The sequence below is a fragment of the Citrobacter sp. XY323 genome (assembly GCF_025106035.1).
GTDB classification, from domain to species: Bacteria; Pseudomonadota; Gammaproteobacteria; order Enterobacterales; family Enterobacteriaceae; genus Citrobacter; species Citrobacter braakii.
On sequence record NZ_JANYUK010000009.1, the window covers coordinates 1 to 23302 of the forward strand.

Below are 23302 nucleotides of genomic sequence, written 5' to 3' on the forward strand. Positions count from 1 at the left end.
CTGGCGCGGGGAACACAGAGGCAACGGTAAAATCACTCAGCTGCGAACCGGTTTATCCCCGCTGGCGCGGGGAACACAGAGGCAACGGTAAAATCACTCAGCTGCGAACCGGTTTATCCCCGCTGGCGCGGGGAACACCCTACGGCGCAAGACATCAGTGATGCCACATCCCGGTTTATCCCCGCTGGCGCGGGGAACACGCATGCCCTTTAGCGACCGCCAGCAGGCGTGGCCGGTTTATCCCCGCTGGCGCGGGGAACACCCCACGATCCCCGCCTGGTTGCCAGTGACTAGCGGTTTATCCCCGCTGGCGCGGGGAACACGCCCTCTTCCTCCCACGTTTGCGCAAGGCTAACGGTTTATCCCCGCTGGCGCGGGGAACACCGGATTGCGTACCAGTTTTTGCACTGCGTACCCGGTTTATCCCCGCTGGCGCGGGGAACACTAGTTTTTCTGCCTCCAGATTAAGTCCCCTGGCGGTTTATCCCCGCTGGCGCGGGGAACACTCCCGGCAAAGTCCGTGGTATTGTCGATAAGCCGGTTTATCCCCGCTGGCGCGGGGAACACTTAAGTCGGGCATATTCCAGTTGTTGAATGATCGGTTTATCCCCGCTGGCGCGGGGAACACTTTTTGTGCGATCAATAAAGGGGCTGTCTGGGCGGTTTATCCCCGCTGGCGCGGGGAACACATCGTTTGCGAATTGTCGGCGCGCCATAATCGCGGTTTATCCCCGCTGGCGCGGGGAACACTCGTCGAATGATACAGGCTCAGCGCTATCAGCCGGTTTATCCCCGCTGGCGCGGGGAACACTGGATAAACTCGAAAAAAGTTTGTTTGTACGGCGGTTTATCCCCGCTGGCGCGGGGAACACTAATGCAGTGTACGAGGATGGTTTTTGGTGTGCGGTTTATCCCCGCTGGCGCGGGGAACACGACCTGAACGCTGATATTGATAACGAGGGGAAAGGTTTATCCCCGCTGGCGCGGGGAACACTATGGCAATTCGCAATCAATACCGGCCTGCGCCGGTTTATCCCCGCTGGCGCGGGGAACACTCTGTTGCCGCCACTGCCGCTGACTCCAGGCCCGGTTTATCCCCGCTGGCGCGGGGAACACTGCAGGCAACTCCCCACGATAAAACCCCCAAGCGGTTTATCCCCGCTGGCGCGGGGAACACCCTGCCTGGATGCCGTTACCGTCATGCGGCGACGGTTTATCCCCGCTGGCGCGGGGAACACCATAATAGCCCGTTTTTCACTATATATGCCACCGGTTTATCCCCGCTGGCGCGGGGAACACGGTCATCAATGAATTCACCGGGATTCTGCATCCGGTTTATCCCCGCTGGCGCGGGGAACACGAAAGTAGATCTCGCCAGTTGTGTCGTCACGACGGTTTATCCCCGCTGGCGCGGGGAACACGGTTAGCCGCTGACAGATAGCGCAATAAGTAGCGGTTTATCCCCGCTGGCGCGGGGAACACTGCCACCGGGAAAATCAAATCAGATGCCAGCGCGGTTTATCCCCGCTGGCGCGGGGAACACGTATTGGTGCCGCTGAAGTTGCGACAACCACGCGGTTTATCCCCGCTGGCGCGGGGAACACTTGCCGGTCATGGTCAACGGTGAGAAGCACTACGGTTTATCCCCGCTGGCGCGGGGAACACCCTGGTTCACTGATAAAGAATCGCCAGTCACCCGGTTTATCCCCGCTGGCGCGGGGAACATACTAAATATATATAACTGTTTTCTATTGCAATTTTCATCAAGTAACAATCTACCAACTTGGGAACAACAATTCCGTTTTATTAAAGAACACTCAACCTATTGATTATCAAAAGGAAGAAAAGACACTAGTCTAAGTCCATCCAAATCTACCGGAATACGGCGATTTTCTCCCCAGGTTTGAAACTCAAAACCTGACTCCGTGTTTGTCGCCCAGGCCATCACAACGTTTCCCGCTCCGCCCAACTGTATGATTTGGTGCCAAATCATTTCCCGAATTCGCTTAGAGGTATCACCAACATAAACACCCGCACGGATTTCCAGCAGCCAGACGGCGAGACGCCCTCGCAGACGCGGCGGAACGTTTTCCGTTACAACGACAACCATACTCATCCACCACGCCCCCTATGACCACCATCTCCAAACAATTCCGGTTCCGGTATTGCAGGCGGCAACATATCTGGCGCAGGCTGCGGAGGGTCTATTTCGCCAGCGTCAAGGACTTCCTCAATCAGAGGTATCAGTTTGCTCGTCAGCTTAGAACTACGAAATATATCGCGACAGGCCAATCTCACCTCTCTATCTGGCTCTACAGGATGGCGGGCAGCAATTTCAAATGCCTTCGGCACGACAGAGTCGAATTTAATGATATCGGCAATGTCATAAACAAAAGAAAGCGGTTTACCACTGTGAATGAAACCAATGGCAGGTGCATAGCCAGCCGCCAGGATAGCCGCTTCTGAAATCCCATAAAGACATGACGTCGCGGCGCTAATACATCGATTGACTACATCGCCTTTTTCCCAGTCTTTAGGATCATAGTTGCGACCATTCCATTTTACGCCGTATTGTTTTGCCAGCAGGGCATAGGGCTGCCGCACACGGGCCCCCTCAATACCGCGTAACTGTTCAACTGAACGACGCGCTGGGGGCGGCTCGCGAAAACGCAATTCATACATTTTTCGCACGACTTTCAGCCGAAAATCATCATCCAGCGCTAATTTGGCCTGATAGAGCAGCTTGTCAGCCCGTGCCCCACCGGGCTGGCCGGAAGCGTAAACGCGCACACCCGCTTCCCCAACCCACACCAGCAATGTCCCGACTATTGATGCCAGTCGCACTGCGGCATGAGAGACTCGCGTTCCCGGCTCCAGCATAATGCAGGCTACCGACCCCACCGGAATATGCGTGCGAATACCGCTTTTATCGATCAAGACAAACGCGCCATCCAGTACGTCAACCTGACCATACTGGAGGAAGATCATTGAGGTACGATCTTTTAAGGGAATCGGGCTTAGCGGGACAAACGTCACTCACCATCTCCCGGTTTGATCATCATCATGCCGCAGCCAAACGCCCGGCTTTTACCGAATCCCACCGCCAGACGTTGCAGGAATCGTTCAGGATCGTTGACCACCAGCACGCCACTATAATCCACGCTGCTGAACTGAATCATCTGGCGGGCTTTCTCGCGCCGTATCTGCTGCTGCCGATAGGCATCAACATTACTCTCACACAATGAGAATCCATGTTGCTCCCCCTGGCGAGACAGCCACGCCAGCGCCGCCTGCTGCTGACAGAGCCAGATGTCCTGACTACCCATCTGCGCTTTGACCTGGCGCTTTGCTTCCATCAGCAAATCATGACGTTTACCTGCTTTACAAATTGTCGGATTAGCACGCAGGTTAAATCGCAACGTCTGACCAACGCTTAACGCTGGGCTGAACGAGCGGCACTGCACGTCGAAAATCGCGCTTTCTGCTGGCCGTTCCTGTGACAAAACAAAAAAGCGAAAAGCACCCTGTAACTCCTCACGACGATAAAGGAACTGCCGATCCTTTCCACCAGGAAAAAGATCCCACAGCCACTGATGCATAACGTATTCGCCACGATCCACCAGATGCAGCAGTTGTGAAGGCGAAAGCTGGCTGGTATGTAACGTTATTCTTGAGAGGTACACTATTCCTCCTTGCTGAGCCATGGCCCTTGATTCACGGAACGTTCGCCAAACAACCATTGTTGGCGACTCAACGGCCTGTCACGGCGGCGCAAAATTTTATTCGCGGTTAAGCCGTCGTGATCCCCTTCCCACCAGCATTCATTCTGTAATTTCGCCAGAGGAAGTTTCAGCGCTTTGAATTTACTCTCATACTGACGATATGCCTCACGTAAGACATCCGGCGCGCTTCCTTCCAGCAGTACCGGCGCGAGCGGCAACCCCAGCGGATAGCTTTTTCGCCCCAAATACAGAGGAAATACCGGATGTTGCAATCCTTCCCGGATCTGCTTCAGCGAATAAGGCGCGTCCGGCGTCATTGCAACGCCAACCATCCACCAGGCATCGGTGTAATAGTCTCGCCGGGAAATCAGCGCACTGAGCAACTCAGGATCGCGCAGCTCTTCCCGGCGGCTAAAATAGCGCGCTTTACGCACCTCTCTTGGCATCTGGACTGTGTGATAATCTCGTGCCCAGCGGGGTTCCTGGCTGGCACACAACAGAAAAGCATAATGCTGATTGAAATCGTTTAACCGCTCCTCTTCATCACGACAAATACCGAGCGCTGCCGCGAGCAGCCCCAGTAATGCCGAACGAGAGGGAAGCTCGTGACTATGGCGAACTTCGCCGGGCGCATCGACGCCCCAGGAAGCCATTGGCCCATGAAGCTGAAAAACCAGATATTGGCTCATAGCCGCCCCTTACGCGCAGATAAAGTCCAGGACGTCTTTCATGCTTCCCTGTTGCTGCATAACATCAAAGTGGGTTGATTTGGTTTGCTCACCATAGACTTTCTTCATATTTTCACGCAGTTCGGTAATGCGTTTTACCGCCACATCCAGTTGGTTGGTGCCGTTGATCGGATTATAAAATGCCGCAGCCAGGGAACGAGGCTGATCGGTTCCCGTTTCCGCCAACGCCCAAGAGGCATAAGCGCGACTGGCAAAGCTGTTTTGTTTGCCGGTTGGCGAGACTTTCAGCGCCGCTTCGGTAAAGGCCCGCAACGTTTTATTAGCCAGCTCTTCATTACTGTGGAGATTTTTCACCAGCAGATCTTTGTCGATGCAGATATAGGTATAAAACAGCGCTGAACCAAAACCGGTTTCTCCCAAGTGACCTGCGCCCGCATCATCTGAAGAAGCGCGTAAATCGTCGACGGCAGTAAAGAAATCGTCTTCGACGATCGTTTCGCTGACGCCGAAGGCATGCGCAACCTGGCAGGCTGCTTCTATATTGAACTCTGGTTTATTGGCCAGCATGCGGCCAAACATCGCGATATCGACGGCCATGCGATCTTTACGTAGCAGCGCCAGCTCTTCCTCTTTTGGCGCACGTTTTTCTTCTGCCAGACGATGAGCCAGGGTAATTACCGCATCAAACTCTGCCGGGCTAATGTGCACCAGTTGCTCGGTTTCGGCGTTGGTCAGCACATCTTTCGCTTTCTTATCTGCTTTTACTTTGCCAAAGCAGTTTGCGATACCCTCTACCCATTCAACCGCTTTTTTCGGATCAATACCTTTTTCTATCAAGATATTCGCCGCCTCACGCGCAATACGCCCACTGCGAATACCAATATTCCCGGCCAGCGCCTGCTCAAACAATTCAGAAGTGCGCCATGCGCGTTTCAGACTCTGGGAAGAAATACGCAAACGTGTTGCTCCGCCAAGCACTACCGTTTTCGGCGCACCGGTATCGTCACGGTTCAGATTGGCAGCAGGATAAGCGGTCAGTAAATGGAGCTGAATAAACGTTGTCATTTGGAGTCCCTATTAATTTTCTTCGTTATCGGTTTCGCCAGCCTGATAGTATTCCAGCGCCCAGCGGATATGGATAAATTCGGTGGGTCGCTGCTGACGGCGATGATGGTTTTGCAAATCGTCGTTTTCCTGACACCAGCGGAAAATATCTTCCGCCAGCGAAATCAGGTTTACAGAGCCTTTTAACAGCTTCACCGCACGTCGCAGCTGACGCAGCAGTTCATCCGGCGTTTTTACCGCAGACAATATCGCAAACCGCTTCTCCGACATGACCGGGTTATTGCCCGTCATCTGCCCAAGCTGCGCGGCAAAACACAGGCGTTCATCAATCGTTTTCACATTTGCGCCCAGTGCAGCAACCAGCGCCAGCGCGGTAACCCGCCACTCCTGCCCTTCAATTTTCCACAGCGTATGGGTCTGCATCAGCAGGGAGCGAAATCCTTCAGACAGACAGGCATCGTTTACCGTTATGCTGCGCCGCAGACTGGCACGCGCGCCGCGCTTCTCCTGCAACTCCTCATGCCATTTGCGCAGCCTGGCTTTGTGATCTTCTTTCACAATACTCATTCAGCAGCCTCCTGCTTTTTGTCCCTGACGGTTTTTGCGCTTTGCTTTTCCGCCGATGTCGTAAAATATTTTTTGCGTGCCATCATGCTGCGCTTCAGGTCGTTATCTTCATAGGGGTTGGTAAAGACACGATCGTCAAAGTAACGGCGAGTAAATAGCCACAGCTCCCTTTGCCATTTATTCAGCCTGTCACCCGGCTCATGGCCATTTTCAAGATCGTGAATCAGGGTCAAAAAACGTCCCTGCGTCAGATTCCAGAAATCAATATCAATAAAACTGAAGTCGCCGCGCGCGCCTTTGGCATCGGCGAACCAGGCGTCTTTTAAGGCGTTACGTAATAGGCTGAGGAGTCGGGTAGCCGTTTGCATGGCTTTACGCAAATGAGGGATCAAATTTTCCGTCATAAGTATCGGGAAGTGATGTTCATACCAGCAGCGTATTTTCATATTGTCGAAATCCGCCCCAAAGCCCCACAAACCCGCCTTGATGTCCTTCAGGCTGCGAGCGTTAAACACTTTGACCACCAGCGCCGGATATTCTTTATTCGTGTCCGTCTGGTTGTCCTGGCTTAACCCCAGCCAGTCCCGCCAGATAAGCCCGCCAGGCTGTGGTTTCACGGAAAAGAACCCATCGCTCTCTTTTATCGGCAGACGATACGGCGTCAGCGGGTGTCGCCAGCCTTCATAGTTAACGCCGTAGTTTTTGACGGTCATCGCGCTGAGCAACTCGTCGCTGTCAGCGCCGCACATATCACAGAAACCAGACTGCGTGGTGGCAAAATTCAGACGGATACGGCGCGGCATGCCCCAGTACGCCTGGAGCTTATTAACCAGCTCCGGCGTCGTCACCCTATTCGCTGGCGGCTCGCTGGTGCGCGTAACGGCGAGCCACGGGAAAATCGACGCATCATATAAATCTGGCAGAGGAAGTTCTGCGGCGTCCTGCGGCATCACGTTAAGCCACAGCTTGCGCCACAGCGGCGTTTGCCGGGTACCCTGATATTCCTGTAACTCGATAAGCGTGGTCATCGGCCCACCACCGCGCAGACCGGTACGATAGCCTTTACCGCCGGATGGCGCGTTGAGTTGCAGTGAGAATAGCGCCAACGCCGCGCAATGCGGGCAAAAACGTTCTGTGACGCCACGTTTGATAAAATGGTCTTTATTAAATTTGGTGGTTTGCGCCCCGGGTGTTTCCGGCAACAGCGAAGCTATAGAAACTTTTTCGCCGGTTAACGGTTCAAAATCCTGCATAAAAGAGGGCGATTCAGCACCGAACTGAAAGGCATGCTCTAAGGGGGTCAGCGCCTCACGAAGCGTTTCTTCCGTTAATCCCTCCACCCAAATATCGTCCCAGCGGGCGCTATTTTTTGGCGCAATGCTGCATTGCAGCAATCCCAGCAGAAATTGCCAGGCCGCCCCCTGTAAATCAGCTCGCGTTGCGGCGATATCCACCACGTTTTCATCCGCCAGATTGGCGGGGGCCAACTTGCCCAGCGAGCCGTCATTAAAGCGCACGGGAAGCCAGGGCGTTGTTAGTAAATTTATTGGAAACATACCTTTTCCTTACGATGCGCCATCCATAGCGCTAATGTTCCCTGGAGTGTTAATGAACTGACAGTTGAAAGCTTGCTGACAGCTTATTACCTAACTGAATCTTCAACCGACAGAACAACCGTTTGCATCGGTTTGATTTTTCTTCCATGACAGATTCCTTATTTACTATTGAAACAACCAATCCCTGAAAGAACGCTATCAAGCTGAGAAACGTGATTGGGCTTCGGGGCATCTCTTCTTATGGAGAGGTAATCAACTTTACCAATCAATCCTTCACTCGCCGTATAGCCGCTGTTTGCATCCTCCGACACAACAATCACCACGGCAAACTCCATATTCTGATGTTGCTCCACACACCATTTCTGCAGCACCTCTCCCTCCAGCCGTTCAAACTCATCTTTATGCTTTTCCCACCAGCTCTGGCGCACTCGCAGCACGCTCATCTCCCAGGGATGAGCACCAGAGGCATAAGGGGTGACGTTGCCATCAACCCTTTTCGCCAGCCATAGCGTGATGGACTCTTCCGCCAGACGAGTCGACAACTTCTCCGGAAGGAAATCGCTACTTTCAGGGCTGTATCCCGGTGCAAAGTTCAGCAACATCTGCGCGGCAAACGCCCGATCGCAATAATATTTTCCTTCCTGCGCATTCTCTGTTTTCGCAAAACCGTCAGGCATTACCACATTTTCACCGTATACCGACTCAATCAACAACCGGGCAGATTGCGGCATCCGAATGGCTCCCTGCTCCCGCAGCACGCGCTGTGTCAGCCATAGGCGGCCATGATCGGGATAGACATAGGCGCTGTTACGCATGGCAGCGGAAAACCAATCTTCTTGCGGGGCGCCATCCCACTCTGGTGCGAGGATCACCAGTTCCGGCGCATCGCGTTCATCCTGACCACTACCTTTCACTCTGCCGTTGCGATAGCGGATATGGCGCTGTAACCGTCCCGCTCGCTGGATCAGGAGATCCACTGGCGCTAAATCAGAGATCATCTCGTCCATATCGATGTCGAGACTCTGCTCAATCACCTGAGTGGCGATAAGAACTTTACCGGCACGTTGCGTACTCTCCCCTTTACCAAATAGCGACAATGTCTGCGTCTCAATCCGCTGCCGGTCATAAAAAGCAAATCGGCTATGAAATAATGAGAGATGTTCGGCCTGAACACGGCCTCTGGCGAGTAGCTGGCGATAAATCCGAATGGCATCATCCACCGAATTGCGAATCCACGTGATGCATTTGCCTTTGCTTACCGCTCGTTCAATTCGCGCGATGCAGGATTCCTCGCTATAGAGCCAACCGACATTAACACTGCGCTCAACTTCTTTGCGCGTCGCCACATGCTGAGAAACCACCTCCTGCCCTATAACCTGAGTCAACCAGGGATAATCGTCATAACTCAATAAAGGCGCTTCAGCTCGGCTTCCTGCCCCGCGCGCGAATGCGGCCACCAGCCGATCGCGCTGCTGTTGTGAGAGCGTGGCAGAAAGCAGGATCGTACTGTTGCCGCTGCGGGCCTGATGCTCAATCAGACTTTCCAGAATCCGCGACATATAGGCGTCGTAAGCGTGGATCTCATCGGCCAGCAGAATTTTGTCGCTAAGGCCCAGCAACCGCAGGTTGTTATGCTTAAACGGCATCACCGCCATCATGGCCTGATCGAGCGTGCCGACGCCCACTTCAGCCAGCAGCGCTTTCTTATTACTGTCGGCAAACCAGGCGGCGCAGCCCTGGCTTAAGGGCTGCTTATCATCCAGCTCCTCCGAACCTGACGACTCAGTCGACCAAATTGATTGATTAAATTTGTCCATTAAACCGCGCGCACTGTGCGCCAGCACCAGACTGGGGCAAGAACCCGACCTGTACAGCGAAAGCCAGCTCTCCGACAGGCGATCAAACATGGCATTCGCGGTTGCCATCGTCGGCAATCCAAAATACAACCCCTGCGCTTTTCCTGCCGCCATCAATCGATGGGTGAGAATTAACGCGGCCTCGGTTTTACCTGCGCCCGTTACGTCTTCCAGAATGAATAGTTGCGGCGCGTCTTTATCAATATCCAGCTCAAGTACCTTTTGCTGTAAAGGCGTGGGCTGCTGAATAAAGGGGAAAAGCGTTTGAATACCGGAGAAAGGAGCAACCGCAGAAGGAGGCGGTATCGTAGCAAGCGCGGCCTTCGCTTTATCCAGCGCTAGCGGCCAGTATTTTTCGATGGGCATCGAACAGGCGATGCGAGGGAAAAAACGGCAGGACGAACCACACCAGTCCGCCAGAACTACCGCAGCAGAAATCGGCCATGAGAGGTGCTGGAACAACACAATACCTTCGTCTTCATCCCAGAATAGCGGAATATCAATCAGCGGAAACAGCGATTTAATACGCGTTAAAAATTCCCGGGCCGCATCTTTGTCCTGCGGCAGAAAATTATCCAGCTCGCGAATCCCCTGCGGCGGGCGCCCATGATGGCCTGTCGTCACCGATATCCACATACCGATAACCCGCTTCAACTTGCGGGAAGAAAGTGGAGAGCCCGGCAATAGTTCAGGGAACTCGCTTAACCAACTGTTCCATAACCAGTGTCCCAGCGTCGTGTGGTGGATTGATTCATAGTTTTTTCGCCGTTCGGAAGGAACGGGCAGGTTGGGATGGCTATACAGCCGTTGAAATGAACTGGCAAACTTACCGATATCATGCCAACACAATAACCAGGCAAAAAATTGTGCGGCTTGCTCAACATTCGTTATTCCCAATCTCTGGAAATAAACAGCAAGCCCGTAGAGATTATTTTTCACCATCCAGTAGCCTACTGCCGCTACGTCCAGTGAATGCCAGCACAGCAGGTGGTAATCGTCGCCACCATCTTTTTCAACTTGCCGGCTTTTTCCCCAATAAAAATATATCGACACCGCGTATCCAGCTAATCAGGAATTGTCTTCGTATCATTACGTATTTACAGAAAACAATTCGTGACACGGCTCAATATATCTTATAATTCAATTAATTAGATAATATGATGTATATTCTAACTTACATTGAATTTTAATATAATTAATAACAAACTTGGCTAAAATATAAAAAAATCCCGGCAACGCCGGGAGTAGAATTATTGATTTGGTGTCCGCTATTTATCACCCTTCGTGCAATCCGCACTCGCGCTTCAATCCAAAGAACCGCGTCTCTTCTTCCGCCATACCCGGCTCCCATTTGCGGGTGGTATGGGTATCACCCACTGACAGATAGCCCTGATCCCACAGTGGATGGTATTTCAGGCCGTACTTTTGCAGGTACTGGTAAACGGTACGGTTGTCCCAGTCGATGATCGGCAGCACTTTAAACACGCCACGCTGGATAGCCAACACCGGCAAATGCGCCCGGCTGCCCGACTGCTCGCGGCGCAGACCGGCAAACCAGGTTTGCGCATTGAGTTCTTTAAGCGCGCGGTTCATCGGCTCGACTTTGTTGATCTCATTGTATTTCTCAATGCCTTCAACGCCCTGCTCCCACAGTTTGCCGTAGCGCGCTTCCTGCCAGGCCGCGCTCTCCTTCGCCCGGTAGACTTGCAGATTAAGCTTGAGTTTGTCTGTTAACTCATCAATAAACTGGTAGGTTTCCGGGAACAAATAGCCGGTATCGGTGAGGATCACCGGGATATCCGGGTGAACCTGATTCACCAGGTGCAGGCTTACTGCAGCCTGGATACCAAAGCTTGATGACAGTACATATTCACCAGGCAGGTTTTCCAGCGCCCACGCCACGCGATCCTCTGCGCTCAATTTTTCCAGTTGGTCGTTGGTTTGTGCCAACGCCATAACGCGTTCAACCTTCGGCAGCGCGTTCAACGCGTTGAGATCGAGTTTGGACATAAATTCCTCGCTGTTTACCTTGCCTGATGGCACTGCGCTTATCAGGCCTACAGATTCAGCAGACCCGATAAGTCAATTTCACCTTATTCCCAGAAATCCCGGGCGGGATCGAGCACCGGGCGAATGATGCCCGCACGCACCGTAAAATCACCGAAGCCTTCACCCGCTTCGCGCTCTTTCGCCCAGCGCCCAACCAGTTCGTCAACGGAGTCGAGAATTTCCGATTCCGTAATATTTTCGCGATACATACGCGGAATGCGCGTGCCCATGCGGTTACCGCCAAGGTGCACGTTGTAGCGCCCCGGCGCTTTACCCACCAGGCCCAGTTCCGCCAGCATCGCGCGGCCGCAGCCGTTCGGGCAACCTGTAACGCGCATCACGATATGCTCGTCAGGAATGCCGTGTTTTTCGAGAATAGCTTCCACTTTATCAGTGAACGATGGCAGGAAACGTTCGGCCTCCGCCATCGCCAGCGGACAGGTCGGGAACGACACGCAGGCCATCGAGTTTTCACGCTGCGGCTTCACCGCATTCATCAATCCGTGATCGCGCGCCAGCTTCTCGATCTTCGCTTTTTGGCTTTCCGGCACACCAGCAATGATCAGGTTCTGGTTGGCGGTGATGCGGAAATCCCCTTTGTGGATCTTCGCGATCTCCAGCAGGCCGGTTTTCAGCGGACGGCCCGGATAATCCAGGATACGGCCGTTTTCAATAAACAGCGTCAGGTGCCAGTTATTGTCGATCCCTTTTACCCAACCAATACGATCGCCGCGACCGGTGAACTCGTACGGGCGGATCGGCTCAAATTTAATACCCGCACGACGCTCCACTTCCTCTTTGAACGTGTCGATACCAACGCGTTCAAGCGTGTATTTGGTTTTGGCGTTTTTACGATCGGTACGATTACCCCAGTCGCGCTGCGTGGTAACAACCGCTTCCGCCACCGCCAGCGTGTGCTCCAGCGGCAGATAGCCGAATTCGCTCGCGGTGCGGGCGTAGGTTTTCTTATTGCCGTGCTCAATCGATAAGCCACCGCCGACCAGCAGGTTAAAGCCCACCAGCTTGCCGTTTTCGGCAATCGCTACGAAGTTCATGTCGTTGGCGTGCAGATCGATGTCGTTCTGCGGCGGGATTACGACCGTGGTTTTAAACTTACGCGGCAGATAGGTTTGACCGAGGATCGGCTCTTCGTCGGTGGTCGCAACCTTCTCCTGATCCAGCCAAATTTCTGCATAGGCGCGAGTACGCGGCAGCAGATGTTCGGAGATCTTCTTCGCCCATTCATAGGCTTGGGCGTGCAGCTCGGACTCGTACGGGTTAGAGGTACACAGAACGTTACGGTTCATGTCGTTGGCGGTCGCCAGCGCGTCCAGCCCGACCGAATGCAGCATCTGGTGTACCGGCTTAACGTTCTTCTTCAGAATGCCGTGAAACTGGAAGGTCTGACGGTTGGTCAGACGAATGCTGCCATAAATCGTGTTGTCATGGGCGAACGTGTCGATCGCCTGCCACTGTTTGGTGGTGATCACCCCACCCGGCAGACGGCAGCGCAGCAGCATCGCGTGACGCGGCTCCAGCTTTTGCTCGGCTCGTTCGGCGCGGATATCGCGGTCATCCTGCTGGTACATACCGTGAAAACGGATCAGCAGGAAGTTGTCGCCTTTGAAGCCGCCGGTCAGGCCGTCGTTTAAATCTTCGGCAATCGTACCGCGCAGATAGTTGCTTTCCAGCTTCATACGCTCAGCGTCGGACAGCTTGCCTTCGACCACCAATGGTCCTGGGTATTTTTCGCTCATTAGTAGACATCTCGCTGATAACGGCGCTCAATGCGCAGCTCACTTAAAAATTCATCCGCCGCTTCGATATCCATAGAACCGAATTCGGCAATCACTTCCAACAAAGCCTGCTCAACGTCTTTCGCCATGCGATTGGCGTCGCCGCAGACATAAATGTGGGCACCGTCGTTTATCCAGCGCCACAGTTCCGCACCTTGTTGGCGCAGTTTATCTTGTACGTAGACTTTTTCTTTTTGATCGCGCGACCAGGCGAGATCGATGCGGCTCAGTACGCCCTCTTTGACGTAACGCTGCCATTCCACCTGGTACAGGAAATCTTCGGTAAAGTGTGGGTTGCCAAAAAACAGCCAGTTTTTGCCTTCGGCTCCGTCAGCCGCACGCTGCTGCATAAATGCACGGAATGGCGCAATCCCCGTGCCCGGTCCAATCATAATCACCGGTGTCTGCGGGTTAGCCGGCAGGCGGAAGTTATCGTTGTGTTCGATGAACACACGCACTTCGCCCTCTTCTTCCACGCGATCGGCGAGGAAACTGGACGCACCGCCAGCACGGGCCCGACCTTCAATGTCATAACGCACCACGCCCACGGTGACATGCACTTCGCTTTCCACTTCCGCCTGGGAAGAGGCAATAGAATACAAACGCGGCGTCAGCGGGCGCAGAAGATCAACCAACGTTTGGGCGTCCAGTTGCGCTGGGGAGAAGCGCACCATATCGACGATTGGCGTGGTTGCGGCGTAATGCTGCAATTGCGCTTTGTCGCCCACCAGCGGCAGCAGAGAGTCGCTACGGGTTAAAGTGGCATAGTTCTCGACGATATTGCCGGTGTTAACCGTCAGCTCGAAATGCCATTGCAGCGCTTCGGTGAGCGACAGGGTTTTGCCGTCAACCGTGACCGGTTCATCTCCTTTCAGCCACAGCAATTCAACCAGCTCTTTGACCAGCTCAGGATCGTTCTGATACCAGACTCCTAAGGCATCGCCCGGCTGGTAGCGCAGGCCGGAATCGCCGAGATCGATTTCAATATGGCGCACATCTTTTTCCGAGTCGCGACCGGTGATTTTCTGATTCACCGCAAGTGACGCCGTCAGCGGCGCTTCTTTGGTGTACGGGCTGGTGTGTACTTCGTTTACCGCACCGCTCGCAGCAACTTGCACAGACGATGCCGCAGGCGCACGCGCTTTCAGGACATCAACCAGACGGGCACGCCATTCGGCTGCCGCGCCCTGGTATTCGACGTCGGCATCCACGCGGTCAAGCAAGCGTTCACCGCCCAGCTCAGCCAGTTTTGCATCGAAGTCTTTTCCTGACTGACAGAAAAACTCGTAAGAAGTGTCACCAAGACCAAACACGGCAAAAGCGGTGTTATCGAGCTTCGGCGCTTTTTTAGAGAACAGGAATTTATGCAACGCTACGGCTTCTTCCGCCGGTTCACCTTCCCCTTGCGTCGACGCCACTACGATCAGCAATTTCTCATTGGCGATTTGTTTGAATTTATAGTCGCCAGCATTGGTGAGAGTGACGTTGAGCTTTGCAGCGATCAGATCATCGCACAGGGCTTCCGCCACACGACGCGCATTACCGGTTTGCGAGGCGGAGATAAGCGTAATGCCAGGCATTTCAGCAGCAGGCGCAGGAGTCGCCGCATTGCTGCCTGGCTGCTGATTCAGCACGCCCCAAAAATAGCCAGAAACCCACGCAAGCTGTGCGGGAGTGAAATCGGTCGTGGCCGCCTGAAGGCGTGCCAGTTGCTCCGGGTTTAGCGGTAGCAGAGCGGAAGGTGGGGCCTGTGTCGTCATGCGTTGTCATGTTCCAGTAAGCAAAGCGGATTTCAGCAATAAAACCCAAACTGAAGATAAGGTTAACGGCGGGGATAGTAACAATTAAAGAAGGGATAGAAATAACAAATAACCAAATGAACTAACCTGTTTTAGTTATAGTTATTAACAGCAAAACAGATTGGATAACTATATGATATATCAATAATTATTAAATATTACCATCATGAATAGGTCGTTCTGATACTCAGCGCCCTTTTAACTAATGATAAAATTCGCTCTTTACGGTACCCTACGGCGGTTTTTCGCATTCTTGAGAGTAAAAAATGTCCACCACCTTGTTTAAAGATTTCACCTTCGAAGCCGCTCACCGCCTGCCGCATGTACCGGAAGGGCATAAGTGTGGCCGCCTGCATGGTCACTCATTTATGGTGCGTCTTGAAATTACCGGTGAAGTCGATCCGCATACCGGTTGGATCATGGATTTTTCTGAGTTAAAAGCCGCGTTTAAGCCAACTTACAACAGACTCGATCACTACTATCTGAACGATATTCCTGGCTTAGAAAACCCAACCAGTGAAGTTCTGGCCAAATGGATTTGGGATCAGGTTAAACCAGTTGTCCCTCTGCTGAGTGCCGTAATGGTGAAAGAGACCTGCACAGCAGGCTGCGTGTATCGCGGGGAATGATTGTATCGTCTGTGGCGACGGTCAATTTTCCTTAACTAACACTCTGTTAGGGTTATGTGCTCTGGATATCTGGAGCACAACATGTCTGACGATTTCGATATTATTATTATCGGTGCAGGGATAGCGGGCACCGCTTGTGCTTTACGCTGCGTGCGAGCAGGACTGTCAGTTTTGCTTATTGAACGCGGCGAGCGTCCCGGCAGTAAAAACCTTTCCGGCGGGCGTCTGTATACTCACGCGCTCGGTGAACTTCTTCCCCACTTCCAACATTCAGCCCCACTTGAACGCCGAATTACCCAGGAAAATCTCTCGCTGTTAACTCGCGATGGCGCAACGACGTACTCCAGCCTGCAACCGGATGGAGACTCATGGAGCCTGCTGCGCGCCCGCTTCGACCCGTGGTTTGTCGCCCAGGCCGAGGACGAAGGCGTACAGTTTATCAGCGGTGTGACGGTCGAGGCGCTCCATATCGAAGAGGGCAGAGTCTGCGGCGTCATTGCCGATAACGAGACGCTGCGCGCCCGTTATGTGGTACTGGCGGAAGGGGCAAACAGCGTACTGGCCGAGCGCTACGGATTCCTGCCGCGTCCCTCGACAGCCGCAATGGCATTAGGCATTAAAGAGACTTTGGCGCTGGATAAATCGTTACTTGAGGAACGTTTCCGCTTATCCAATGACGAAGGCGCGGCAATGCTGTTTAGTGGCAATATTTGTGGCGAGCTTCCCGGCGGCGCGTTTCTCTATACCAATCAAGATACGCTCTCTCTGGGCGTGGTTTGTCCGCTCTCCTCTTTGGCACAGAGCGATATCCCGGCGGCTGAACTGCTGGAACGGCTCAAGACGCATCCGGCGTTACATCCGCTGCTCAGAGGCAGCGAAACGCTGGAATATGGCGCACATCTGGTACCAGAAGGCGGCCTGCACAGCCTGCCCGTACAGTACGCCGGAGACGGCTGGCTGCTGGTGGGCGATGCGCTGCGCAGTTGTGTGAATACCGGTTTCTCCGTTCGCGGCATGGATATGGCGCTCATTGGCGCTCAGGCGGCGGCGCAAACATTGATTAACGCCTGCCGGAAACGCGAGCCGCAAAACCTGTTTCCGGCTTATCACCACGACATCCAGCACAGCCTGCTGTGGGACGTTCTACAACGTTACCGGGATGTTCCAGCGTTGCTCCAGCGCCCCGGATGGTATCGCCAATGGCCCATGCTGATGGAGTCGGTCTCGCGCGAAATCTGGCATCAGGGTAATCATCCGGTAGCCCCACTGCGCCAGATTGTCTGGCGTCAGTTTCGTCGTCACGGCCTGCGTCATCTGGCAGGCGATATCATCAGGAGCTTACGATGTCTGTAGCCCGTAACGTCTGGCGTCCCGCCGACATTTCACATATTGTTCCTGCGACCGTTATTGACAGCAAAACGGCACAACGGCTGATCGCATCCTGCCCCGCCGGACTGTTTTCTCTTACGGCGGAAGGTGAGCTACGGGTCAACTTTCGCGGCTGCCTGGAGTGCGGCACCTGTCGACTGCTGTGTGATGAAAAAACGCTGCAACAGTGGCGCTACCCCGCGTCCGGCTTTGGCATCACTTACCGATTTGGATAATTTAATAGGATAATTTATGCCCCTGTTACACCTGCTCCGCCAGAATCCGGTCATTGCCGCGGTGAAAGACAACGCCAGTCTGCAATTAGCCATTGATTCCGAATGCCAGTTCATCTCTGTTTTGTACGGCAATATCTGCACCATCAGCCATATCGTAAAGAAAATTAAAAATGCCGGTAAGTACGCATTTATCCACGTTGATCTGCTGGAAGGCGCGTCTAATAAAGAGGTGGTGATCCAGTTTCTGAAGCTGGTCACTGAGGCCGACGGCATCATCAGTACCAAAGCGTCGATGCTGAAAGCCGCGCGGGCGGAGGGCTTTTTCTGTATTCATCGCCTGTTTATCGTCGACTCTATCTCTTTTCACAACATTGATAAGCAGGTCGCACAGTCAAACCCGGACTGTATTGAAATCCTGCCGGGATGCATGCCAAAAGTGCTGGGATGGGTGACGGAAAAAATACGCCAGCCGTTGATTGCCGGTGGTCTGGTTTGCGATGAAGAGGACGCCCGCAATGCGATGAAAGCTGGTGTGGCGGCGCTTTCAACTACCAACACCGACGTCTGGACGTTAGCGAAAAAGCTGCATTAACCCGAGGTGCCGGATAGCGGTGTAAACACCTGATCCGGCCTCCCCCTGAATTAATTTTCTGCGATGGCTGCCAATGCCTCCAGCACCGGCAGCCAGTCATCCACAATCCCGACATCCGCCTGTGAAAAGACCGGCGCGCTGGCGTCACTGTTTATCGCCACCACAAACCGGCTCTGACGAACCCCGGCCATTAGCGCCGCCGCGCCGAACGCTCCCGCCACAATGCAGACATCCGGCGCAAGCAGATGCCCCGATATCCCAATCACGCGCTCAGCGTCAAAGCCACCGTTCATCACCCGTGCACGGCTGTAGCCCACTTCGGCACCAAACTCCTTACCAAGAGCGGTAATTTTTTCGGCATCGGCGTCACTTCTTCCCTGCCCGACCACCAGCACACGCCGGGCCTGCAACAAAGGATGAGCTGTAACACGGTCGATGCTTTCTACGCTATCCAGCCAGCCCGGAGGTGTCGTGGGGGCAATTCGGCGCTCCACCATCGCTGGCAGCACGTTGCCCGACGCGCTCGTTTCCGGTTGTCGCGCCAGTGAAAGGCACAAGGGACGCGCGGTGATTTGTAGCCTGGCCGTCAGCGCATTCCCCCAGTGGGATTTCGTCACCATCCCCTGTTGCGCATCCAGCGTCTGCACCTGGCAAACGCTGCCGCCATGCAGACGCCAGGCCAGCCGCGTCGCAAGCTCATCCCCCAGCGCACCCGCCGGGAAAATCAGGATGTCGGCTGGCGTCAGCAACCACTGCGCCGCCAGCGCGTCCAGCACCTGCTCCGCCACGTCCGGCATCGGGTCTAGAGTCCAGCGTTCCAGTTCTGCTGCATTAAGCGCGTTTTCTGCAATCCAGCCTGCCAGTGCAGCGCATTCACCCGATTCCGTAATCACAACGATCTTCATGGCTGCATCCTCTGGCGCAAATAATCATTCCACAATATCCGCGCTTTTTCCTGCGCCGTCGCGCCGTCGATAAGCGTGGCGCTGCGCCGCTGCGCCGGTCGCGCCAGCTTCTGACATTGCACGTTCGGAGTTTCATCACTGGACGCTGGCTGACGTAAAATTGCCGCTTTTGCCGCCGCCAGACGCTGACGCATTCCGGGGACGGGAAGCGCCACTTCACCACATTGCCTGACGGCAATCACTGCCGGAAGCCGCACCCGGCAGCGGCGTAACCCGATTGTCGTTCGCTGTTCGACAACAACAAAAGGCGGCGTCAGCGTAAAACGCTCCACCTGGGTAAAGCAGGGCCAGGCCAGCATTTCAGCCATCAGAAATGGCGTTTGCCCGTTCTGCCCTTCGCTACTCTGACAGCCAGTGATAATCAAATCCGCGCCGTGATGACGCTGCCAGTCAGTTATTTGCCGGGCAATGAATTCCGGCGCAAAGCGCAGATCCGCCGTCGTTTCCAGCAACACCGGCTTATCAAAACCCAGCGCAGCAAAATAGCGCAACCAATGAATCGCACGCTCATCGCTAATGCTTAGCGCGGTTAACGTCATATCACAACCTTCACGACGTTGCGCCAGCAGTAATGCTGCAGCCGCCTGCTCATCGGCACCAGGAGAACAGCGCAGCAGCGCGGTGTCCGGGCCACGGGTATCTTCCGTCGCCGCCAGCCAGTCTTTTTCCGCCAACATGCCGGAGTCTGGTTCGGCCTTAAACGCGAACAGAATGTTCATGTGCTCCTCCCTGTCTTTTCTCCACACTTCCGGCCACCACCAGCGGCAATGCCTTCGTTTCCGGTGCCCATAGCCATGTCACCACAAATCCAATGAGGAGTACGCCAGCCAGCAGCAGCAACGTAACCTGCATCCCCCATTGCGCCAGCGTCCAGGGCAGCAGGCCGGTGCTGATTGCCGCGCCAAGTCTGCTCATCGACGTCGCAAAACCCACGCCCAGCGAGCGGATATCCGTCGGGAAGCTTTCAGCAGGCAGGATCCCTACCAGATTACTGACCGCAGAAATTGTGGTGCTGAACAGGACAAAAAGCAGTAGCGTTAACGAGCTACCGGACGGCAGAAAAGCCATCACCACCAGCGTGGCAGCCAACAGAAAAAAACTCCCAAGCAGAAACCGACGGTGCGCCAGCAGATGTGTCAATACCAGCCCCAGCAATGCGCCAACGATTAACAACGCATTCAGCAGCAGGCTGGCGGTGAGCGCATCCTCCAGGCCGAGGGTCCCGGCAATCGTGGGCAGCCAGGTGTAGATAACAAACCACGGGATCACCAGACAAACAAAAAACACGCTGTTAAACGCGGTTCGCCGCCAGTAGAGGGGGGAAAAGAGCGTTTTGATATGTTTCCCGGACGCCGCAGAAACCTCGTCGCCGAGCAATACGTGCGGCCCAAGATAGCGGTGAACAATGGCATGGGCTTCCGCGAAGCGCCCCTGGCGAAGCAGCCAGCGAGGCGATTCCGGCGTCCCCCAGCGAAGCAGGGTAATCAATAGTGCAGGCAGCGCCGCCGACGCCAGCAGCCAGCGCCAGGCATCCGGGCTTTCGGTAATAAAATAGTGTCCCGCCAGGCTTGCCAGCACATAGCCGATGGTCCATACCACGCTAAAAGCCCCCAGCAACACCCCCCGATGTCGTCGTGGAGAAAATTCGGCCAACAGAGTGTGCCCTACGGAATAATCGCCTCCCAGCCCAATCCCAATCAGAATACGTAAACCAATAAGCTGCTCTGGCGAAGTGGCGAAAAGCTGTAAAAAAGAGGCGATGGTGATCAGCACAAAGCTGAAAGTGAAGATCTTCTGTCGACCAATGTGGTCTGAAATCCAGCCCAACACCAGACTACCGAGAAACAACCCGAGCAGCGCCGAGCCGCCAATCATCCCGGACATAAACGGCGTGAGCTGCATGGCAGGTGTTAACTGAATAATGGCATAGCCGACAACGCCAAGAACATAGCCGTCGGTAAGGTGAGCACCAAAGGTCAAGGCGGCAATACGACAGTGAAAACCTTTAAGCGGTAAATCGTCCATTCGCACCGGTGAAGTGTTCATTTCTACCCCTGTCCGGTAAAATTGTGGCTTCCCGATCAGGAAGCCAGCTGATGTTTATTTCTCAATCGGGTAGATCGTTCCCGTGTTCATAATGCCGTTTGGATCAAACTGACGTTTCAGACCTTCCAGCAGCGGCCACGCGCTGCCATGTTCCAGCTTGCTCCAGTGAACACGATGCTTGCCGATGCCGTGGTGATGCACCATTGAGCCGCCAAGACGGATCGTCTCTTCGCAAATAATCTTGTTAAGCGGGTTGTGGTACTTATCAATCTCCTCTTCCGGCTTGCAGTCCACTACGTTGTAGTCATACACAAAGTACATGTTGGTACCGTTGATATAACTATGGGAAGAGTGACCGCCCAGCATGGTGATGTCATCCGCGTGTGGGAACTCAGTGCGGATACGATGGATCACGTTTTCGTAAATTTGATGGATGCAGCTCCAGCTGCCGGAAACTTCCGTCGTAAAGCCCATATTGCCGGTTTTCAGGATCTGCACGCGTTCAGCAGCCACTTTTTCCGGGCCCCAGTTCAGATGGTTAAACCAGTTCTCAATCAGCTTGCTGTCCACACGCTTACACTGTGGATAACGCGCGACGATCTCCGCAATGCCCTCGCCAGTGGCTTGCGCCATTCGCGGATTGCCCTCAGCCATGAAGATCAACACGCATTTCCCGTCAGCAAAATGAGTGAAGTGCTGGGTGCCATCCTCGGCGTCATACAGGCGTGCAATCGAAGGACGGTAGCCTTCCACCATCACTTCACGCAGGATGTCGAAACCGATTTTCATATCGTCCAGAATGTAGCCATAAAAAAGGTTATTTTCCGGCGTGAACTTGAAGATTTTCACCGTCACTTCAGTGATATAGCACAGCGCGCCTTCGTTCCCAATGATGATGTGGCGAATGTCCGGCCCGGCAGCCCGGCGTGGCACGTTCTTGATGCGGGTTACCGTGCCGTCCGGCAGCACCGCCTCCAGCCCCACGACCATATCTTCAATGGCACCGTAAAGAGTGGAGAACTGCCCGATGCTGCGGGTTGCAACCAGGCCGCCCATCTGCGCCAGCGGCTTAGACTGCGGCGAATGCCCGGTGGTATATCCTTTTTCGCGCAATGCATTTTCCAGAATCTCAAGCGGAACGCCGCATTGAGCGGTCGCCTGCATATTTTCAATATCAATGCTCAGGATCTGGTTCATCCCAGCCCCGTCCAGCACCACGGAGTCTTTAACCACCGTTTCCAGCCCCCCTTCCGTCGCGGATGCGCCGGTACGCGGAACCCCATTGATTTTATGTTGGTCCATAAACGCCAGAACGCGGGAAACCTGCTCTGTCGAACCGAGTTTTACCACTGCCGCCGGAATGGGCAGCGTGTAAACGCCGTGAATGTCGGCATATTTACGAAAGCGGTCAATACTGTTTTTCTTTAATACCGTTTCATCGGTAATTACGCGTTCGGACCCAACAATTTCTTTTAACTGGTCAACAATCGCTTCGCGAGATAAAGGCATAGCTATTCCTTCCTGATAATTAGCAGAACAATTAATAATACAGAAACTATAGGTAGATATTAGCGAACTAAATAACCGCCATCGACGACCAGTAAATGACCGTTAACATAATTAGAAGCCTGACTGGCAAGGAATATCGCAGCCCCCATTAAATCCTGGGTATCGCCCCAACGATTAGCCGGGATATGATCCAATACGCGCTGATTCGTTTCCGGATTGCTGCGCGTAGCCAGCGTAATATCCGTTGCATAATATCCCGGTGCGATACCGTTAACCTGAATATTATATTGCCCCAATTCATCGCAATACGCCTTGGTAAAACCAGCAAGCGCATGTTTTGTCGCTGAATAAGCCGGAGACCACTGTCCGCCAAGATAAGAGAACAAAGAACAGATATTTATAATTTTACCGCTGTTTTGCGGAATCATAATTTTTGCCGCTTCGTAGCTCAGTTCAAACGCTGCCGTCAGGTTGACGTCAATCATCGGATCCCAGTCCGCACGACCAAAGTCCAGTACCTTATTCAGCTTACAAATTCCGGCGTTGTTCACCAGAATATCAACGGTGCCAAAACGCTCGCAGCAGGCGGCAATAATCTTCTGCGGGGCACCTTTCTCGGTGATATCCACCTGCATAAACTCGACTTCAACACCTTGTTTCTCAATGATTTCCTTTGTTTCACCGTTATCTTTTACAAAACTTGGGATAAACAGATTCGCCCCGGCTTTCGCCAGCGCCATCGCAAAAGCCTGACCCAGACCGCTGTTGCCACCCGTTACGATCGCCGTTTTCCCTTTCAGGGAGAAAAAATTCATTGAGAATGCATTGAGAGATTCGATTGACATAGCTGGCTCCAAA

General features: G+C 53.9%; 19 protein-coding genes, 1 pseudogene and 1 CRISPR repeat array. Of the genes and pseudogenes, 4 read left to right on the top strand and 16 right to left on the bottom strand.

Going from position 1 to position 23302, the window contains the following annotated elements:
* Positions 1–48 precede the first annotated feature (48 nt).
* A CRISPR array of direct repeats spans positions 49–1726; the repeat unit is 29 nt; unit sequence CGGTTTATCCCCGCTGGCGCGGGGAACAC.
* Positions 1727–1822: 96 nt separating this feature from the next.
* The 11 genes from cas2e to cysJ all read right to left on the bottom strand — a co-directional run bounded on the left by cas2e (position 1823) and on the right by cysJ (position 15060).
* On the bottom strand, positions 1823–2116 hold the full coding sequence (cas2e, locus tag N0B36_RS12780) for a type I-E CRISPR-associated endoribonuclease Cas2e (RefSeq protein WP_019077560.1): 294 nt from the start codon (positions 2114–2116) through the stop codon (positions 1823–1825).
* On the bottom strand, positions 2113–3036 hold the full coding sequence (cas1e, locus tag N0B36_RS12785; RefSeq protein WP_259688447.1) for a type I-E CRISPR-associated endonuclease Cas1e: 924 nt from the start codon (positions 3034–3036) through the stop codon (positions 2113–2115). Before cas1e ends, cas2e begins: the two co-directional genes overlap by 4 nt.
* Positions 3033–3683, bottom strand: a complete 651-nt coding sequence (gene cas6e / locus N0B36_RS12790; RefSeq protein ID WP_049282614.1) for a type I-E CRISPR-associated protein Cas6/Cse3/CasE — start codon at positions 3681–3683, stop codon at positions 3033–3035. The genes cas1e and cas6e overlap by 4 nt, the downstream gene beginning before the upstream one ends.
* Positions 3683–4411: a type I-E CRISPR-associated protein Cas5/CasD gene (cas5e, locus tag N0B36_RS12795; RefSeq protein WP_200047098.1), complete on the bottom strand. Its 729-nt coding sequence runs from the start codon at positions 4409–4411 to the stop codon at positions 3683–3685. The genes cas6e and cas5e overlap by 1 nt, the downstream gene beginning before the upstream one ends.
* A 9-nt stretch (positions 4412–4420) precedes the next feature.
* A complete protein-coding gene (cas7e, locus tag N0B36_RS12800; protein ID WP_235117368.1) occupies positions 4421–5476 on the bottom strand; it encodes a type I-E CRISPR-associated protein Cas7/Cse4/CasC in 1056 nt (351 codons plus the stop codon).
* Positions 5477–5488: 12 nt separating this feature from the next.
* Positions 5489–6043, bottom strand: coding sequence for a type I-E CRISPR-associated protein Cse2/CasB (gene casB, locus N0B36_RS12805; RefSeq protein ID WP_075847520.1), 555 nt, complete (start codon positions 6041–6043; stop codon positions 5489–5491).
* Positions 6040–7599 (bottom strand): type I-E CRISPR-associated protein Cse1/CasA, encoded by a 1560-nt coding sequence (gene casA / locus N0B36_RS12810; protein WP_259688448.1) that lies wholly within the window; start codon positions 7597–7599, stop codon positions 6040–6042. Before casA ends, casB begins: the two co-directional genes overlap by 4 nt.
* Positions 7600–7757: 158 nt before the next feature.
* Positions 7758–10508: a CRISPR-associated helicase Cas3' gene (cas3, locus tag N0B36_RS12815; protein WP_259688449.1), complete on the bottom strand. Its 2751-nt coding sequence runs from the start codon at positions 10506–10508 to the stop codon at positions 7758–7760.
* 222 nt (positions 10509–10730) lie between these two features.
* Entirely contained in the window at positions 10731–11465 is a 735-nt protein-coding gene (cysH, locus tag N0B36_RS12820) for a phosphoadenosine phosphosulfate reductase (RefSeq protein ID WP_259688450.1), read from the bottom strand.
* An 83-nt stretch (positions 11466–11548) separates the two neighbouring features.
* Positions 11549–13261, bottom strand: a complete 1713-nt coding sequence (cysI, locus tag N0B36_RS12825; RefSeq protein WP_016154216.1) for an assimilatory sulfite reductase (NADPH) hemoprotein subunit — start codon at positions 13259–13261, stop codon at positions 11549–11551.
* Positions 13261–15060, bottom strand: coding sequence for an NADPH-dependent assimilatory sulfite reductase flavoprotein subunit (gene cysJ / locus N0B36_RS12830; RefSeq protein ID WP_259688451.1), 1800 nt, complete (start codon positions 15058–15060; stop codon positions 13261–13263). The genes cysI and cysJ overlap by 1 nt, the downstream gene beginning before the upstream one ends.
* A gap of 305 nt (positions 15061–15365) precedes the next feature.
* On the opposite strand from cysJ, the gene queD reads away from it, so the two are divergent.
* The 4 genes from queD (at position 15366) to N0B36_RS12850 (ending at position 17924) form a co-directional block, all read left to right on the top strand.
* Positions 15366–15728, top strand: coding sequence for a 6-carboxytetrahydropterin synthase QueD (gene queD / locus N0B36_RS12835; RefSeq protein ID WP_016154218.1), 363 nt, complete (start codon positions 15366–15368; stop codon positions 15726–15728).
* 81 nt (positions 15729–15809) lie between these two features.
* Complete coding sequence (locus N0B36_RS12840) at positions 15810–17081, top strand: FAD-dependent oxidoreductase (protein WP_259688452.1); 1272 nt, start codon at positions 15810–15812, stop codon at positions 17079–17081.
* A complete protein-coding gene (locus tag N0B36_RS12845; RefSeq protein WP_103847974.1) occupies positions 17072–17332 on the top strand; it encodes a ferredoxin family protein in 261 nt (86 codons plus the stop codon). Before N0B36_RS12840 ends, N0B36_RS12845 begins: the two co-directional genes overlap by 10 nt.
* Before the next feature lie 16 nt (positions 17333–17348).
* A complete protein-coding gene (locus N0B36_RS12850) occupies positions 17349–17924 on the top strand; it encodes a glycerol-3-phosphate responsive antiterminator (protein ID WP_016157338.1) in 576 nt (191 codons plus the stop codon).
* 50 nt (positions 17925–17974) lie between these two features.
* On the opposite strand, the gene N0B36_RS12855 is transcribed toward N0B36_RS12850, so the two are convergent.
* From N0B36_RS12855 to N0B36_RS12875, 5 genes and pseudogenes are all read right to left on the bottom strand, one after another.
* Positions 17975–18829 carry an electron transfer flavoprotein subunit alpha/FixB family protein gene (locus tag N0B36_RS12855; RefSeq protein ID WP_259688453.1) on the bottom strand — a complete coding sequence of 285 codons (855 nt, stop codon included), beginning with the start codon at positions 18827–18829 and terminating at the stop codon, positions 17975–17977.
* Positions 18826–19608: an electron transfer flavoprotein subunit beta/FixA family protein gene (locus N0B36_RS12860; RefSeq protein WP_259688454.1), complete on the bottom strand. Its 783-nt coding sequence runs from the start codon at positions 19606–19608 to the stop codon at positions 18826–18828. Before N0B36_RS12860 ends, N0B36_RS12855 begins: the two co-directional genes overlap by 4 nt.
* Positions 19586–20944: pseudogene (locus tag N0B36_RS12865) on the bottom strand (MFS transporter); the annotation flags it as partial. The pseudogene N0B36_RS12865 and the gene N0B36_RS12860, both read right to left, overlap by 23 nt.
* 45 nt (positions 20945–20989) lie before the next feature.
* A complete protein-coding gene (locus tag N0B36_RS12870) occupies positions 20990–22444 on the bottom strand; it encodes an FAD-binding oxidoreductase (RefSeq protein ID WP_259688455.1) in 1455 nt (484 codons plus the stop codon).
* A 59-nt stretch (positions 22445–22503) separates the two neighbouring features.
* Positions 22504–23289 carry an SDR family oxidoreductase gene (locus N0B36_RS12875; protein WP_016154226.1) on the bottom strand — a complete coding sequence of 262 codons (786 nt, stop codon included), beginning with the start codon at positions 23287–23289 and terminating at the stop codon, positions 22504–22506.
* Positions 23290–23302: the final 13 nt, after the last annotated feature.

Excerpts from the sequence above, each read along its gene's own strand:
- cas2e (WP_019077560.1), bottom strand. The coding sequence starts at position 2,116 with ATGAGTATGGTTGTCGTTGTAACGGAAAACGTTCCGCCGCGTCTGCGA.
- cas5e (WP_200047098.1), bottom strand. The coding sequence starts at position 4,411 with ATGAGCCAATATCTGGTTTTTCAGCTTCATGGGCCAATGGCTTCCTGG.
- cas7e (WP_235117368.1), bottom strand. The coding sequence starts at position 5,476 with ATGACAACGTTTATTCAGCTCCATTTACTGACCGCTTATCCTGCTGCC.
- casB (WP_075847520.1), bottom strand. The coding sequence starts at position 6,043 with ATGAGTATTGTGAAAGAAGATCACAAAGCCAGGCTGCGCAAATGGCAT.
- casA (WP_259688448.1), bottom strand. The coding sequence starts at position 7,599 with ATGTTTCCAATAAATTTACTAACAACGCCCTGGCTTCCCGTGCGCTTT.
- cysH (WP_259688450.1), bottom strand. The coding sequence starts at position 11,465 with ATGTCCAAACTCGATCTCAACGCGTTGAACGCGCTGCCGAAGGTTGAA.
- cysI (WP_016154216.1), bottom strand. The coding sequence starts at position 13,261 with ATGAGCGAAAAATACCCAGGACCATTGGTGGTCGAAGGCAAGCTGTCC.
- cysJ (WP_259688451.1), bottom strand. The coding sequence starts at position 15,060 with ATGACGACACAGGCCCCACCTTCCGCTCTGCTACCGCTAAACCCGGAG.
- queD (WP_016154218.1), top strand. The coding sequence starts at position 15,366 with ATGTCCACCACCTTGTTTAAAGATTTCACCTTCGAAGCCGCTCACCGC.
- N0B36_RS12840 (WP_259688452.1), top strand. The coding sequence starts at position 15,810 with ATGTCTGACGATTTCGATATTATTATTATCGGTGCAGGGATAGCGGGC.
- N0B36_RS12845 (WP_103847974.1), top strand. The coding sequence starts at position 17,072 with ATGTCTGTAGCCCGTAACGTCTGGCGTCCCGCCGACATTTCACATATT.
- N0B36_RS12850 (WP_016157338.1), top strand. The coding sequence starts at position 17,349 with ATGCCCCTGTTACACCTGCTCCGCCAGAATCCGGTCATTGCCGCGGTG.
- N0B36_RS12855 (WP_259688453.1), bottom strand. The coding sequence starts at position 18,829 with ATGAAGATCGTTGTGATTACGGAATCGGGTGAATGCGCTGCACTGGCA.
- N0B36_RS12860 (WP_259688454.1), bottom strand. The coding sequence starts at position 19,608 with ATGAACATTCTGTTCGCGTTTAAGGCCGAACCAGACTCCGGCATGTTG.
- N0B36_RS12870 (WP_259688455.1), bottom strand. The coding sequence starts at position 22,444 with ATGCCTTTATCTCGCGAAGCGATTGTTGACCAGTTAAAAGAAATTGTT.
- N0B36_RS12875 (WP_016154226.1), bottom strand. The coding sequence starts at position 23,289 with ATGTCAATCGAATCTCTCAATGCATTCTCAATGAATTTTTTCTCCCTG.